The sequence below is a fragment of the Gordonia sp. HS-NH1 genome (assembly GCF_001418765.1).
Lineage (GTDB): Bacteria > Actinomycetota > Actinomycetes > Mycobacteriales > Mycobacteriaceae > Gordonia.
In genome coordinates this window covers 22000-36378 of record NZ_LIYC01000008.1, presented here as the reverse complement: position 1 = coordinate 36378, position 14379 = coordinate 22000, and the positions used below count along the sequence as shown (strand labels likewise).

Annotated in this window: 12 protein-coding genes and 1 pseudogene; 4 read left to right on the top strand and 9 right to left on the bottom strand. The window is 68.6% G+C overall.

Translation table 11 applies throughout. The annotated features are described in order from the left end of the window. Nucleotides 1-22: 22 nt before the first annotated feature. The 4 genes from AMD30_RS08115 to AMD30_RS08100 all read right to left on the bottom strand — a co-directional run bounded on the left by AMD30_RS08115 (nt 23) and on the right by AMD30_RS08100 (nt 4498). Nucleotides 23-784, bottom strand: coding sequence for a crotonase/enoyl-CoA hydratase family protein (locus tag AMD30_RS08115; protein ID WP_055475286.1), 762 nt, complete (start codon nt 782-784; stop codon nt 23-25). A gap of 33 nt (nt 785-817) precedes the next feature. Continuing rightward, on the bottom strand, nt 818-1933 hold the full coding sequence (locus AMD30_RS08110) for an MBL fold metallo-hydrolase (protein WP_055475356.1): 1116 nt from the start codon (nt 1931-1933) through the stop codon (nt 818-820). Between the two features lie 130 nt (nt 1934-2063). Beyond that, nucleotides 2064-2852, bottom strand: a complete 789-nt coding sequence (locus AMD30_RS08105) for an alpha/beta fold hydrolase (RefSeq protein WP_055475285.1) — start codon at nt 2850-2852, stop codon at nt 2064-2066. Between the two features lie 56 nt (nt 2853-2908). After that, on the bottom strand, nt 2909-4498 hold the full coding sequence (locus AMD30_RS08100) for an ABC-F family ATP-binding cassette domain-containing protein (RefSeq protein WP_055475284.1): 1590 nt from the start codon (nt 4496-4498) through the stop codon (nt 2909-2911). Between the two features lie 210 nt (nt 4499-4708). Here AMD30_RS08100 and AMD30_RS08095 point away from each other — a divergent pair, with 210 nt between their 5' ends. Continuing rightward, nucleotides 4709-5719: an enoyl-CoA hydratase/isomerase family protein gene (locus AMD30_RS08095; protein WP_055475283.1), complete on the top strand. Its 1011-nt coding sequence runs from the start codon at nt 4709-4711 to the stop codon at nt 5717-5719. Nucleotides 5720-5812: 93 nt separating this feature from the next. Here the strand turns inward: AMD30_RS08095 and AMD30_RS08090 are convergent, their stop codons facing one another. Together AMD30_RS08090 and AMD30_RS08085 are read right to left on the bottom strand one after the other, a co-directional pair. Then, on the bottom strand, nt 5813-6541 hold the full coding sequence (locus tag AMD30_RS08090) for a hypothetical protein (protein WP_156354194.1): 729 nt from the start codon (nt 6539-6541) through the stop codon (nt 5813-5815). 28 nt (nt 6542-6569) lie between these two features. Beyond that, the gene (locus AMD30_RS08085) at nt 6570-8180 is read right to left on the bottom strand and encodes a peptide chain release factor 3 (RefSeq protein WP_010844280.1); all 1611 of its coding nucleotides are present in this window, start codon (nt 8178-8180) and stop codon (nt 6570-6572) included. Between the two features lie 142 nt (nt 8181-8322). Here AMD30_RS08085 and AMD30_RS08080 point away from each other — a divergent pair. Further along, a pseudogene (locus tag AMD30_RS08080) lies at nt 8323-9208 on the top strand (DUF559 domain-containing protein). 64 nt (nt 9209-9272) lie between these two features. Here AMD30_RS08080 and AMD30_RS08075 read toward each other — a convergent pair. Then, nucleotides 9273-10289: a beta-ketoacyl-ACP synthase III gene (locus tag AMD30_RS08075; RefSeq protein ID WP_010844282.1), complete on the bottom strand. Its 1017-nt coding sequence runs from the start codon at nt 10287-10289 to the stop codon at nt 9273-9275. Between the two features lie 301 nt (nt 10290-10590). On the opposite strand from AMD30_RS08075, the gene AMD30_RS08070 reads away from it, so the two are divergent. Further along, entirely contained in the window at nt 10591-11664 is a 1074-nt protein-coding gene (locus AMD30_RS08070) for an ATP-binding cassette domain-containing protein (protein WP_055475282.1), read from the top strand. Then, nucleotides 11661-12425 (top strand): ABC transporter permease, encoded by a 765-nt coding sequence (locus AMD30_RS08065; protein ID WP_010844284.1) that lies wholly within the window; start codon nt 11661-11663, stop codon nt 12423-12425. The genes AMD30_RS08070 and AMD30_RS08065 overlap by 4 nt, the downstream gene beginning before the upstream one ends. A gap of 239 nt (nt 12426-12664) precedes the next feature. Here the strand turns inward: AMD30_RS08065 and AMD30_RS08060 are convergent, their stop codons facing one another. Together AMD30_RS08060 and pth are read right to left on the bottom strand one after the other, a co-directional pair. Next, entirely contained in the window at nt 12665-13684 is a 1020-nt protein-coding gene (locus tag AMD30_RS08060) for a beta-ketoacyl-ACP synthase 3 (protein WP_051129850.1), read from the bottom strand. Nucleotides 13685-13795: 111 nt separating this feature from the next. After that, nucleotides 13796-14362, bottom strand: a complete 567-nt coding sequence (pth, locus tag AMD30_RS08055) for an aminoacyl-tRNA hydrolase (protein ID WP_035718102.1) — start codon at nt 14360-14362, stop codon at nt 13796-13798. Between the last annotated feature and the right edge of the window lie 17 nt (nt 14363-14379).

Sequence of the window (14379 nt, the reverse complement as noted above, 5' to 3'; positions counted from 1 at the left end):
CTCTAGTGAACCCGGCGGGAGGTCATTTGCCGGTCCATCGCGGCGCCCGCTTCTCCGCGAAGGCGACGGCACCCTCTCTCGCGTCGTCGGAGGCGAACACCGGGCCGAGATGATCCCACTGCTTCTTGATCAGTTCGGGATCGGTGTAGCGGATGGCCATCGAGGTGACCTGTTTGGTGGCACGGACGGCGAGCGGGCCGTTGGCCGCGATGACGGCGGCCAGTTCGCGTGCGCCGGCGAGCGCCTCGCCGGGCTCGGTGACGCGGTTGACCAGTCCGAACTGGTGGGCGCGTTCGGCGGTGAGCGGGTCGCCGGTCAGCGCGAGTTCCATCGCGACCTGGTACGGCAGGATCTTCGGCAGGCGGAGCAGTCCGCCGGCCGCGGCGGCGAGTCCGCGCTTGACCTCGGGGATGCCGAACTTGGAATTGCTCGCCGCGACGACGAGGTCTGCCGACAGCGCGAGTTCGCATCCGCCGGCCAGCGCCCAGCCCTCGACCGCGGCGATGAGGGGCTTGCTCGGTGGCGCCTCGGTGAGGCCGCCGAACCCGCGGCCCTTCAGCGACACCTGCTCGCCGCGGGCGAAGGCCTTGAGGTCCATTCCGGCGCAGAACGTGCCACCGGCGCCGGTGAGGATGCCGATGGTGAGGTCGTCGCGCGACTCGAGTTCGTCGATCGAGGCGGCGATGCCCTCGGAGACCTCGAGATTCACGGCGTTCTTCGCTTCGGGACGATTGATCGTGATGACGGCGACGCCGTCGGCGAACTCGGTGAGCACTGCACTCATGGGATCTCCTGGAGTTGGTGGACGGAGGGGACGTCAGGTGCCTTCGGACGTGGAGACCGATTGTGGCGCAGGCGGTGTGTCGCCATCGGCGAGGAACCAGCGGACCGGGCCCGGTGCGGCCGGGTCGTCGGCGGGTACGCGAGCGTCGAGGATGCCTCGCTCCTGCAGGACGATCAGGTGGGCGTGCGTCTCCCGCAGCGCGAGTCGGCTGAGGGTGAGCGACAGCTCCTCGAACGGGCGTGACCAGGTCACCGACCGGGTGATCTCCCAGGCCGAGCTCTCCGGATGCCGGGCGACGGTCGCGGTGATCTCGGCGAGCCGGTCCTCGTGGTGCTCGAGCAGGCCGGTCACCCGGTCGCCCAGACCTCGGAACCGGTACTCGTGGGACGGCAGCGCCTCGTGGTCGCGCATCTTCTCCGTGTTGGCCAGCGAGATCAGGTAATCGGCGAGGGGATTGTCGGTCTGCATGGGGTTGGTCGAGATGTTCGGACTGATCCGCGGCAACAGGTGGTCGCCGGTGAAGATGACACCGGCGGTGTCGTCGGCGAAGCAGAGATGTCCCGCGGTGTGGCCGGGCGTCCAGATGGCTCGGAGATCCCAGCCGGGGATGTCGAGGGGGGCGTCGCCGGTCAGTTCGCGGTCGACGGTCCGGCCGTCGGGCATGCGGATGAAACCGATGAACCCTTCGTCGGCGACCTCGGTCGGTGCGCCGAGCATCCGGAGTTCGGACCGCGCCTGCCGGAGCTGGCTCTCCACCTCGTCGTCGGAATGGTGGCGCAGGTAGCGGGCGTCGTCGCGATGCATCCACAGCTCGGCGTCGACGTGCTCGAGGAGACGCGGCACGAGCCCGAAGTGGTCGGGATGGAGATGGGTCACACCGATGGAACGGACGTCGGTGATGTCGTGTCCGGTGGAGCGGATGCCTGCGACGAGGACATCCCACGACTCGTCCGACGGCCAGCCGGCGTCGATGAGCGCGAGGCCGCCGTCGGGCAGTCCGAGGGCGTAGACGAGGATGTAGCGCAGCGGATTGGGACCCATGGGCACCGGGATCGACCACAGTCGCGGCCGGACCTCCTCGACCGGCGGCAGCACCTTGTCGGCCCAGGCCTGTTTCTGCAGCACACCGGTGACCTCGATCGGGACCATCCAGCCTCCTCCTCGGGTGCGTCGTTCGCGCGAGGGCACCGCGACGAGTGTTGCAGTGATCTGTGCCATCCGATCACGAGACGACTTCGAGGCTCAAACTGGGTGCGGCTCAGACACCCTGAGGTAGGACCTATGAGTCGAGTTCGTGCCCGAGCGCACCGGCATGGTCGCAGCCCGCCGCCACCTCGCCCACGAGGCGTCCCGCGAGTTCGGGCTGGATGAGCGGGAAGAGATGACTCGCGCGCGGGACGATGGTGAGGGTCGCGTCCGCCGCGGCTTCGACGAACCGTCGCTCGTGGACCCGGAACTGATCCTGACGCCCGTTGACGAAGACCGTGCGGCCCGGATAACGACCGACCTCGCCGAGCGCGTCGAAGTGCTTGAGCTCGGCCACGACGTCGGCGATGGACCCGAGCGACAACCCGCCGATCTCCATGTCCTCGGACACCTGCCTGCCGACGGCCAGGCGGGTGAGCGCCTGGCTGATGACCGCCGCCTGGCGTGGCAGGAGCGATGTCACCGCCCCGAATGTCTCGAACGGTGCCGCGAGGATCCGACTGGGTTGCGCGGTCGCGCACATGGGCACCAGCGCCGCGACGTGATGTGGATGGCGACTCGCGGTCGCCATCGCCACATAACCGCCCATCGACATGCCGGCCACGACCGCCGGCCGGCCGAACCGCTCGATCTCGGCGACGACGGCGTCGACGGCACCGTCCATCGTGAACCTCTCCGCCCGACGCCGTCCGTGCCCGGGGAGATCGGGGGTGGCGACTTCCCTGCCCGCAGAGGCCGTCGACGCCACCGCGGCAGCCACCCGGTGCAGTGTCGCTCCACTCACCCGTATCCCGTGGACGAGGACGACGGGGGTGGGTTCGTCCACCGGCGGATCGGTCGCGGCAAGGGCTGACGGAGGCATCGCACGCAGTATGAGGGCACCGCGGCCACGGCGCGGGCCGTGTCACCGAGTGTTCGTCAGCGGTCTTCCTGGACGTCGACGGCGGGTTCGGCCGAGGGGGCTTCGTCATCCGCGCCCGTCGGGGAGACACGCCGCTCGATTCCGATCCGGTCGAGGAACCCGGCGTCGTGGGAGACCACCAGCAGCGCGCCGGACCATGCCTCGAGAGCGTCGACGAGCTGCGTGACGGTGTCGAGATCGAGATTGTTGGTCGGTTCGTCCAGGATCAGGAGTCTCGGTGTCGGGTCGCCGAGCAGGGCGTCGGCCAGGGCGACGCGCAGGCGCTCGCCGCCGGACAGTTCGGCGAGCGCGCGATCGGCGCGGGCGCCCCGGAACAGGAAGCGCGCGAGGTGCGCCCGGACCTCCTGGGTGGAGATGTCCGGGTGGGTCCGCGCCAGGTGTTCGGCGATCGAGACGGTCGGGTCGGCGAAGGTGATCTGCTGGGGCACGAACGCGTAGGGCACGACCACGGATTCGCGGGCGATCACGTCGGCGATCAGCGTGGATTTCCCGGAACCGTTGGGCCCGACGAGCGCCACCCGCTCGGGTCCGTCGACGCGCAGGCGGTCGTCGACGATGATCTGGGCACGAGGGGCGACCTCCGGCGTCGGTACGACGATCCGCGCGGTGCGATCGGCCCGGATGTCCTCGCGGGCCTCGTCGAGACGTGTTGCCGCGGAGGCCACGTCGTCGCGATGGGCGTTGCGCAGTTTGCCCGCCGACACCTGGGCCTCGCTCCGGCGATTGTGCGCGACGATCTTCGGCACCCGCTTCTCCCGCTCCGCGGTGGCACCTGTCCGGGCCCGCCGGTCGAGTTTGATCAGGGCCTCGGACATCTCCCTTCGCTGCTTGCGCAGGTCGCCGGCCGCGGTGGCGACCGCGGCCTCGGCAGCTTCCTGCTCGGCGTCGACGATCTCGCGGTACTGCGAGTACGGGCCGCCGAACAGCCGCACGCGACCGCGATAGAGCTCGACCGTCGCGTCGACACGCTCGAGGAGTTCGAGGTCGTGACTCACCACGACGACCGTGCCCGTGAACGAGTCGATGGCGTCGAAAAGCCTTGCGCGGGAGTGGGTGTCCAGGTTGTTGGTCGGTTCGTCGAGAAGCAGGATCGCCGGGTTGGCGATGAGCGCGGCGACGATCGCCAGCAGGGTGGCCTCACCGCCGGACATGGCGCCGACCGCGCGGTCGAGGTCGCGTGGCAGGCCCATCTGCTCGAGGAGACCGATCGCGCGCTCCTCGACACCCCAGTCGTCCCCGACGGCGTCGAAGTCCTGCGGGTCGACCGACCCGTTCTCGATTCGTTCGATCGCACAACGGATCTCGTGGATGCCGAGGGCCCGGGCCACGGTGGTGGACGGGTCGGACTGCGGGTCCTGCACGACCACACCGACCTCGGTTGTCGACGCATCGCCCGCGGCGGTGATGCTGCCGGACGCCGGACGCAGCCGGCCCGCGATGAGGCCGAGGAGCGTCGATTTGCCCGCGCCGTTCGCGCCGATCAGGGCATACGTCTCGGCGCCGAGAGTGAGGTCGAGGTGATCGAAGACGACAGTCCCGTCGGGCCAGGCGAACGAGACGTCGGACAGCACGATGGAAGACGGCATGAGCGCTCCTGAAGTGGGTCGGGAACACCGACGAGTCGTCGGTGAGGTCCACCGGCAGGTTGCCGGCGGCCGGGGCCACTTCAGTTCTTCATCGGGTGGATCACTCCTCGAGTCCGCGTGCAAGTGGTGACCACCGTAGCGGATGCACTCGGACTTGCCAACGGATTATCTGCCACGCGTGCCGGTCGGGGTCACCGCTACGGTTGGGGTATGTCTTTTCTCCGCACCTCCGTGTCCAACGGCGTCGGCGAGATCGTCCTGGACCGCCCCAAGGCCCTCAATGCGTTGGACCAGAGCATGATCGACGACATGTACGTCACCCTCGGCGAATGGGGTGACGACGACGCGATCGACACCGTCCTGGTGACCTCGGCGAGCGAGCGGGCCTTCTGCGCCGGTGGTGACATCCGCGCGATCCGCGAGCACGCCATCGACGGCGATGCGGCGTCGATCAGCAGATACTTCGGCAGTGAGTACCGACTCGATCAGCTCGTCGCCGACTACCCGAAGCCGTACATCAGCCTGATCGACGGGGCGGCGATGGGCGGCGGACTCGGCATCAGCGTCCACGGCGAGATCCGGGTGGTCACCGAGAAGGCGATGATCGCGATGCCCGAGACGGCGATCGGATTCTTCCCGGACATCGGTTCGACCTACTTCCTTCCGCGGCTTCCCGAAGGCGTGGGCATGTGGCTCGGTCTCACCGGCGCCCGGATCCGCGGTGTCGACGCGGTGGCCGTCGGTCTGGCAACGCATTTCGTCTCCTCCGCGGACCTGCCGGCGGTCGCCGACATGATCCGTTCCGGCGCACCGCTTGCCGACGCGCTGGCCACCTCCGGCACCGAGCAGACGAGCGACGTGCCGTTGCAAAAGATCGGTGAGTACTTCGCCGACGACAACGTCAACGCCATCCTCGGCGGCCTGCGCGGCGCGGTCGGCGACGACTGGGCCCAGGAGATGGTGGGTCTGCTCGAGAGCGCCTCACCCACGAGCCTGTGGGTCACCGCGGCGATGATCAGTGCCGGTGCGAAGTCGGGAATCGACGAGTGCTTCGACCGCGAACTCCATGCGGCGCAGGAGATCACGAAGAGCCACGACTTCCGCGAGGGTGTGCGGGCAGTGCTCGTCGACAAGGACCGGAGTCCCGTGTTCGATCCGGCCGCGATCGACGACGTCGACCCCGCACTGGTGGCACGGATCGTCGGTGCCGCCGCTGGTTGAGCCGGTGACGAGCGCAGCCGCCGGGCCGAGCAAGCGACGAAGGAGCGCGTCGAGGTCGAGGAGCCGTGTCGAAGCCACCTCGCGCCATGTGTCTCAGGGCGTGAGCTGAAACCACCCCGACAGTGCGACGGTGTCCGTCGAATTGCCTTCGGCGTCCGGTCGTTTCGTCGTCGACGATTCGTCGAGGTCGTGGGGGACGTCGTCGTCGGGAGCGAGGGGGTTGGCGTCGACCCGCGTCGCCGCCGGGCAGGTGAACGATCCGGCCGCGAGTTCGCCCGACATCCCGGTCACGCTGAGCTGGCATGCGGAGGAGTGGTGGTAGACGCCGTTGATCGAGACGCCGATCTGGGCGTTGATCGGCCTGGTCAGCGGTCCGACGGTCGGACGCGTCGCGCCCACGGGCGGTAACAGCCCGCCGGTCAGCTCACTGATCAGGAACTCGATCTGCGCGCCGCCGGTCCCGGCGTCCTTGAACACGAAGAGCAGTGAGTCGGGTGGCACGTCGGGTCGCGACGGTCCCCACCGGTCGAACTCGTAGCAGTTCGGCTCGTCGGTGGGGGTGGCGCCCGCCGCGGGTCCGCGACCGGAGTCTGCGGGGGTCTTCCCGACCGCGACCTTGATGTCCCCGTGGCGGAACTCGAAGTCCTGACCACTGCGGTCGACGCTGCCCTGAGGCGGTTTCTCGGCGCAGATCGCGGGATCGACCGGCCGCGAGGTCGGCGTCGGGGTCGAGGATGTGGCCGTGGACTGCGGCGGGGTGTCCGAGCCGCAGGCGGCGACGCACACCGACACCGCCGCGGCCAGCAGCACGGCGGCGCGCACGGGCCGTCCCCGCGAGCTCACCGACCGGTCAATCCGCAGCCGCGACAAGGGGTTCGAGGGTGAGGTCGGGGTGTTCCTTCTCGATGTACTGCAGGCGCCACTTGTCGCTGAAGAGGGCCAGGACCGCGCCGTCGGTGCGGGTGAAGACCTCCACGCCGCGTTGCCGGTTCAGTTCGGCCGCGCTGTCGGCGTCCGTGCGGCGGGCAAGGCTGTAACCCAGAGGTTCGATGATCGTGTCGACGTTGTATTCGGCCTTCATCCGGGCGGTCACGACCTCGAACTGCATCGGTCCGACGGCGGCGAGCACCGGTGAGGCCTCGCCACGGGTCTCGTTGCGCAGCACCTGGACCACGCCCTCGCTCTCGAGCTGATCCATGCCCTTGCGGAACTGCTTGTACTTGTCGGCCGTGGTGGCGCGCAGCGTCGAGAAGTGTTCGGGTGCAAAGGACGGGATCGGCGGGAACTGCACTCGGGGGCCGTCGTAGAGAGTGTCGCCGGGTGCAAGCGCGGTCGCGTTGACCAGGCCGACCACGTCGCCGGGATAGGCGGTGTCGACCGTCGAGCGGTCGCGGCCGAAGACGGCCTGGGCGTACTTGGTGGCGAACGGTTTTCCGGTCTGTGCGTGGGTGACGACCATGCCGCGCTCGAACTCGCCGGACACGATCCGCATGTACGCCAATCGATCCCGGTGGCTGGAGTCCATCCCGGCCTGCACCTTGAAGACCACCGCGCTGAACGGGTCGGTGACCGGGCGGGGGTTGCCCTCGATGTCGGCCCGGGGGCCAGGCGGCGGGGCGAGCTCCACCAGGATCTCGAGGAGTTGCCGCACACCGAAGTTGAGCATCGCCGAGGCGAAGATCATCGGCGAGGTCTGCCCGGCGAGGAACAGCTCCTGATCGTGGTCCTGGCCCATCTCGGTGAGCAGCTCGCTCTCCTCGAGCGCCGAGGACCACTCGTCGCCCTCACGGGCTTGCGCGTCGTCGGCGGACATGATCTCCTCGGGCGCGATCTTGGCGCCACCGGCGGTACGGGTGAAGTGCACGTACTCGCCGGTCCGCCGGTCGAGGAGGCCACGGAAGTCGCCCGCGATGCCGACCGGGAAGAACAACGGCGTCGGGGTGAGACCGATCCGCTCCTGGATCTCGTCGATCAACTCGAGCGGACTGTGCCCCGGCCGGTCCCACTTGTTGATGACCGTGATCACCGGGATGCCGCGGTGGCGACACACCTGGAACAGTTTCAGGGTCTGCGGCTCGAGCCCCTTGGCGGCGTCGATGAGCATCACCGCCGCGTCGACCGCGGTCAGCACGCGGTAGGTGTCCTCGGAGAAGTCGGCGTGCCCCGGGGTGTCGACGAGGTTGATCACGCTCGGGACCTCGGGATCCGCCTGCACGGCGGCGGAGTAGTTGAACTGCAGTGCCGTCGAACTGACGGAGATGCCGCGGGCCTTCTCCATCTCCATCCAGTCCGAGACGGTCGACTTGCGGCCCGCCTTGCCGTGGACGGCACCGGCCTCGCTGATCATCCGCGCGTGCAGCGCCAACGCCTCGGTCATCGTCGATTTGCCGGCGTCGGGGTGGGAGATGATGGCGAAGGTACGACGACGCGTCACTTCGCGACTGATCACCTCGGAACTCACGAGGTTCGAGGCTACCGGGCCTGCAGGGGGCGGCCAAACTCGCGCGCGGATGAGCACCGGGGGCAGGTTGTGCCGGTCTGTGACAGCTGGTGCCCCTGGCCCCCGGCGGGAACCCGTCACCCCCGCTCTGCGTCTGATCATCGTGCAGCTTCCCCCAGGCCTTCGACGCCGCGCTCTCGCCCGTGACGGGGTACTCACCATGGCCGACGCACTCGAGTTCGGTCTCACGCGGTCCGGGGTGCGGCGTCGGGTCGACTCCGGAGACTGGATACCGCACTCACGCGGGGTGTACACGCTGGCCGATCATCCGACGACCTCGACCACCCGTGCGCGACTGGCAGTCGCGAGCGTGGGCAGCTGCGCGGCGCTGTCCGGACTCGGGGCCGCGTGGTGGCACGGGCTCGCGGACGGGCCGCCGAAGAAGTTCACGGTCACCGCACCGCGATCACGACACTGCACTCCGGTCGAGGGCGTTCGGGTTCGGCGTCGCCGCCTCGCGGACGCGGAGGTGGTGACACGCAAGGAGTTGCTGGTGACAGCGCTGCCGCTGTCCGTGCTCGAAGCCGCGGTCGAGAGCGACAGTGGCATCCTCGACAATGCTCTACTCGTTCGCAAGGTCTCGGCGTCAGCTACGTGTCGCCGCCGATCGTCGACGAGGCAAAGAGGACGGAGCCGAGATCGCGGCTCTCGTGGACGGCGTCGAATCCGGAGCACGCTCGGTGGCAGAGCGCCTCGCCGTCGACGTGTTGAGCGCCGGGGGTGTGAGCGGTTGGTCGTGCGGTCACCCGGCCGGCGGCTACTTCATCGACCTCGCGTTCCCGGACCGGAAGTTGGCAGTCGAGATCGACGGCATGGCGTTCCATCGCGACGCGGAGACGTTTCAGCGAGACCGCCGACGCCGAAACGACCTCATCGCACTGGGTTGGACCGTTCTCAACTTCACGTGGAGTGACCTGCGGGAGCGGCCCGATGACGTCGTGGCGCGTGTCCGCCACGCGCTGGACCTGCAGCGCGACCGGCCTGCATGACAAATCCGGGGGCATTGTGAGCCGCCGAGCGGCTCACACTGCCCCCGCACTCGATACCGATGTCCTACTCGAACGGAACCGGCGGCATGGTCACGACCTGCGCGGCGTAGGAGAGTCCGGCGCCGAAGCCGAGCAGCAGAGCGGTCTGTCCGGGCTGTGCCTTGCCGGTCGACAGCAGGTCCTCCATCGCGAGCGGGATCGAGGCGGCACTGGTGTTGCCGGTGTACTCGATGTCCTTGGCCACCACCGCGTCGTCGCGCAGTTTGAGGTTCTTGGCGAGCAGCTCGTTGATGCGGGCGTTGGCCTGGTGGGGGACGAAGACGTCGAGGTCTTCGGAGCCGAGCTTGGCGGCCTCGAGGGCGCGGTGGGCGACCTTGCCCATCTCGAAGGCGGCCCAGCGGAACACCGCGGTCCCCTCCATGCGCAAGAAGGGGCGCTGGGTGCGGTCGCTGTCGAGGAAGGTCACCCAGTCGTGATCCTGGCGGATGGCGTTGAACTGGGAGCCGTCCGAGCCCCAGATCACCGGGCCGAGCTGCTGTTCCTCTGTCGGTCCGACGACGACGGCACCCGCGCCGTCGCCGAAGATGAAGCAGTTGGTGCGGTCGGTCATGTCGAGGGCGACCGAGAGCTGTTCGGCGCCGATGACCAGCACGTGGGTGGCGCTGCCGCCGCGGATCATGTCCGAGGCGAGTGCCATGCCGTAGCCGAAGCCGGCGCAGCCGACGGTGACGTCGAAGGCGGGGACGCCGTTGGCGCCCAGCTCGGTGGCGACCTTGGTGGCGCCGGCCGGGGTCAGGAGCAGGTGGGTGTTGGTGGCGAGGATGACCGCGTCGATGTCGGAGCCCTGCAGCAGCGCGTTGGCGATCGCCTTGCGGCCGGCGTTGACCGACATCTCCATGACGCTCTCGTCGCGACGTGCGAACCGGCGGGTCTTGATTCCCGTCCGGGTGTAGATCCACTCGTCGGAGGAGTCGATCTGCTCGCAGATCTCGTCGTTGGTGACGACGCGTTCGGGGCGGTACGCGCCGATGCCGAGCATGCCGATGTTGTTGATGCCAGTGGTGTCTGCGATGACCGCCATGGTGAACCCTTCCAAAACGTGCCCGGCGAATATGTGACCCGACATACGACCGTACTCACACGGTCTCTTACTGGGAAGTAGCGGTACCCCGCTCGGAATCGTTACCGGGTCGCCAAATGCGGACCGAAGTCGTCCTCGATGCGCGAAATGCTGGTCCGCAGATCGGTCGAACACATTCGGGGCGTCGGAAAGTCGCCTCCAGGTACGACGATCAGCACACGATGACGTGCGCGCAACGCAGAACGCAACAGCCACCACGCCGGTCAGCTCATCGTCGACGGCACGGAGAAGGGGAGTCCGCATGATCCACGCACGCGGGTTGGTCCAGGTGTTCCACACCGGGAAAGGGAAGAAGAAACGCGAGGTGAGGGCCGTCGACGGTGTCGATCTCGACATCGCCGAGGGGGAGGTGGTCGGGTTCCTCGGTCCCAACGGCGCGGGCAAGACCACGACGCTGCGGATGCTGACGACGCTCCTGCGGCCGACTGCGGGAACCGCGACGGTCAACGGATTCGACGTGGTCGCCGACCCGGTCTCGGTCCGGCGCAGCATCGGATACGTCTCGCAGGCCGGCGGCACCTTCAGTCAGGCGCAGGCCGGCGACGAGATCGTCGACCACGGCATGCTCTACGGACTGTCCCGGGCCGAGGCGACGCGCCGCGGCCACGCCCTGTTCTCTCAGCTGCAGCTCGACGGTCTGTGGGAACGGCAGCCCAAGAACATGTCCGGTGGCCAGAAGCGCCGCCTCGACATCGTGATGGGACTGGTCCACGAACCGTCCCTGGTCTTCCTCGACGAGCCCACCACCGGGCTCGACCCGCAGGCCCGGGCGAATCTCTGGGACCACATCCGGCGCCTACGCACCGATCGCGGCGCAACGGTCTTCCTCACCACGCACTACCTCGACGAGGCCGACGAACTGTCCGACCGGATCCTCATCATCGACAACGGCCGGATCGTGGCCGCCGACACCGCCGACAACCTCAAGGCACAGGTGTCCGGTGATCTGGTGGCACTCGAGGTCGCCGACTCCGCGGCCGTGTCCACCGCCGCGGAGAAGCTGGCCTCGGTCACCGGTGGCAGCGGCGAAGGCCGGATCGAGGTCGACGGCCGGCACGTCCGAAGCCGGGTGCCCCGGGCCGGCCGGGCGGTTCCCGGGTTGCTGCGCGACCTCGACGCCGCGGGCATCACCCTCGATTCCATCGAGGTCATCCGGCCGACGCTCGACGACGTGTTCCTCACCCTCACCGGCCGGTCGCTGCGCGATGCCGAGACCGAACGAGGCAACGACATCGCCTCGGACACAACCGATCCCGATCTCCGCGCGGCCGACGCCGCACCGTCCGAACTCAACCAGCAGGGGGCCAACCGATGACCACATTCCTCCGCGAGAGCACCATCGTGTTCCACCGCCAGATACGCATGAATCTGCGGAACCCGGCCTGGGTCCTCATCGGGGTGATGCAGCCGATCCTCTACCTCGTGCTGTTCGGGCCACTGCTGAAGCCGCTCGTCGCGCAGTTCCCGGGCGGCGCGGACAACCCGTACACGTTCCTGGTTCCCGGTCTGCTCGTGCAACTCGGGCTGTTCGGTGCGCTGTTCGCCGGTTTCAGCTTGATCGGCGAATGGCGCGAAGGCGTCATCGAGGCGGAGCGAGTGACCCCGGCCAGCCGCACGGCGCTGCTCACCGGTCGCCTCATGCGGGACATGCTGCAGCTTCTCGTCCAGGCTCTGATCCTGGTGGTGCTGGGCTATCTCATGGGCATGCGCGGTTCGGTGGTCGGGGTGATCCTCGGCATCGTCATCACGATGCTGATCGGAGGTGCGTGCGCCGCGGCGTCGAATGCCCTCGCACTCACCACGAAGAGCGAGGACGTGATGGCGCCGCTCATCAACATGGTGATGATGCCGGTCCTGTTGCTGTCGGGCATCCTGCTCCCGATGACCCTCGGGCCGTCGTGGCTGCAGAGCCTCAGCGACTTCATGCCGTTCCGGTGGATCGTCGACGCCGTGCGCGACACCTTCTCCGGCGACCTCGCCAGTGCTCAGGTCCTGTGGGGTGTCCTTGCCTCGCTCGTCCTCGCCGGACTCGGAACCCTCTGGGGCACGTCGGTCTTCCGCAAGGAGAACGCGTGACCGTTGGTCCGGGGGGCTGCCCGCTCCGCTCCCTGAGGAGCGCCCGGAGCTTGCGGAGGGCGCGTCACGAAGGGTCGGCTACCGGGGGTGCGAGACCCTTCGTGACGCTCGCAAGCTCGCTCCTCAGGGAGCAGTGGGTCGTCAGTCGAAGCTGGTGATCGCCGGGGCCGGGGGGAGGGTTGGGTCGTCAGTCGAAGCTGGTGATCGCCGGGGCCGGGGCCGGGGGCAGGGTTGGGTCGTCAGTCGAAGCTGGTGATCGCCGGGGCCGGGGGCAGGGTCACGACCGCGCCGGCGTAGCTGAGGCCGGCGCCGAAGCCGAGGAGCAGCGCGGTCTGCCCGCCCCTGGCCTTGCCGGTCGCGAGCATCTCCTCCATGGCGAGCGGGATCGAGGCCGCCGAGGTGTTCCCGGTGTTCTCGATGTCGTTCGCCATCGGCAGGTCGTCGGGGAACCCGAGGTTCTTCTTCATCAGGTCGTTGATGCGGGCGTTGGCCTGGTGGGGCACGAAGACCTCGATGTCCTCGACGCCGACGCCGGAGGTCTCCAGCACGGTGGCGAGGGCCCTGGGGAGGGTGATGGCCGCCCATCGGAACACCTTGGGTCCCGCCATCGTCACGACCATGCGTCCGACCGGGTCGGTTTCGGGGTCTTTGTCCTGGTAGGCCTGCGCACGGTCCATGTACTCGGGAATGTCCCAGTTCTGGCCGATCGCCTCGGCGTTCTCGCCGTCGCTGCCCCAGACGGTCGGGGAGATCCCGTTGTCCGCGCTCGGGCCGACGACCACCGCCCCGGCGCCGTCGCCGAAGATGAAGGCGGTGTTGCGGTCGGTGGGATCCATGACCACCGACATGGTCTCGACGCCGACGAGGAGGACGTACTCGGCGCTGCCGGCGCGGATGGTGTCGGCAGCGACCCCGAGCCCGTAGCCGAAGCCGCCGCAACCGGCGGCGACGTCGTAGGCCGGGATGCCGTTGAGGCCGATGTCGTAGGCGACGATCGGCCCGCCGTGGGGGATCTTGGTCTTCCAGCTGTTGGTGGCGAGGATCAACGCGCCGATCTTGTCCTTCGCGATGCCGGAGTTCGCGATGGCCCGCTCGGCGGCCGCGGCGGCCATGGACCGTGCACTCTCGTCGCCGCTGATCCAGCGGCGATTGCGGATGCCGCTCCGCTCGAAGATCCACTCGTCGGAGGAGTCGAGAACTTCGCACACCTCGTCGTTGCTGACCAGGCGTCGCGGCCGGTAGGCGCCGATGCCGAGCATCGAGACGTTCTGGTGTCCGGTCTTCACCGAGAGGTTGACCACTGTTGCCGATCCCTTCGCATTGCCTGCCGCAGCGATTCTACGGCCGCGCTGCCGCCCGGTAGGGGGTCCTCACCAGGCGTGCACGGTGTTCTGTGCGGACTCCAGATCCTGTCCGACCAGTAGTTCGACGGCGTCGCAACCGTTGGCGATCAGGAGTTCGACCTCGCTGCGAGCCGAGGACGGGAACGGTTTCAGCACGAAATCGGCGGGATCCTGACGGCCGGGCGGCCTGCCGATGCCGATGCGCACACGCAGATAGTCGCGTGTGCCGAGTGCCTGGCTGAGCGACCGCAGCCCGTTGTGGCCGCCCTCGCCCCCGCCGCGTTTCAGGCGGACGGCGCCGAAGTCGATGTCGAGTTCGTCGTGGACGACGATCAGGTCGTCGACGGACACCGAGTAGAACTTCGCGAGCGGACCGATCTGACGGCCGGACTCGTTCATGTAGGTGCGCGGCTTGGCCACGAGAACCGGCTGGCCGCCGAGGCGTACCTCGGCGACCTCGGCGCCGGACTTCTTGTGCACCTTCCAGCGCGCGCCGGCCGAGGCGACGAGGCCGTCGGCGACCATCGCGCCGACGTTGTGCCTCGTCTTCTCGTACCTGGACCCGGGATTACCCAGGCCGACAATCAATTTCACCACTCGTACCGAGTAGT

Excerpts from the sequence above, each read along its gene's own strand:
- AMD30_RS08075 (WP_010844282.1), bottom strand. The coding sequence starts at position 10,289 with ATGGCGGTCATCGCAGACACCACTGGCATCAACAACATCGGCATGCTC.
- AMD30_RS08100 (WP_055475284.1), bottom strand. The coding sequence starts at position 4,498 with ATGCCGTCTTCCATCGTGCTGTCCGACGTCTCGTTCGCCTGGCCCGAC.
- AMD30_RS08060 (WP_051129850.1), bottom strand. The coding sequence starts at position 13,684 with ATGCTCGGCATCGGCGCCTACCGGCCGCGACGCCTGGTCAGCAACGAC.
- AMD30_RS08070 (WP_055475282.1), top strand. The coding sequence starts at position 10,591 with ATGATCCACGCACGCGGGTTGGTCCAGGTGTTCCACACCGGGAAAGGG.
- AMD30_RS08110 (WP_055475356.1), bottom strand. The coding sequence starts at position 1,933 with ATGGTCCCGATCGAGGTCACCGGTGTGCTGCAGAAACAGGCCTGGGCC.
- AMD30_RS08105 (WP_055475285.1), bottom strand. The coding sequence starts at position 2,852 with ATGCCTCCGTCAGCCCTTGCCGCGACCGATCCGCCGGTGGACGAACCC.
- AMD30_RS08065 (WP_010844284.1), top strand. The coding sequence starts at position 11,661 with ATGACCACATTCCTCCGCGAGAGCACCATCGTGTTCCACCGCCAGATA.
- AMD30_RS08095 (WP_055475283.1), top strand. The coding sequence starts at position 4,709 with ATGTCTTTTCTCCGCACCTCCGTGTCCAACGGCGTCGGCGAGATCGTC.
- AMD30_RS08115 (WP_055475286.1), bottom strand. The coding sequence starts at position 784 with ATGAGTGCAGTGCTCACCGAGTTCGCCGACGGCGTCGCCGTCATCACG.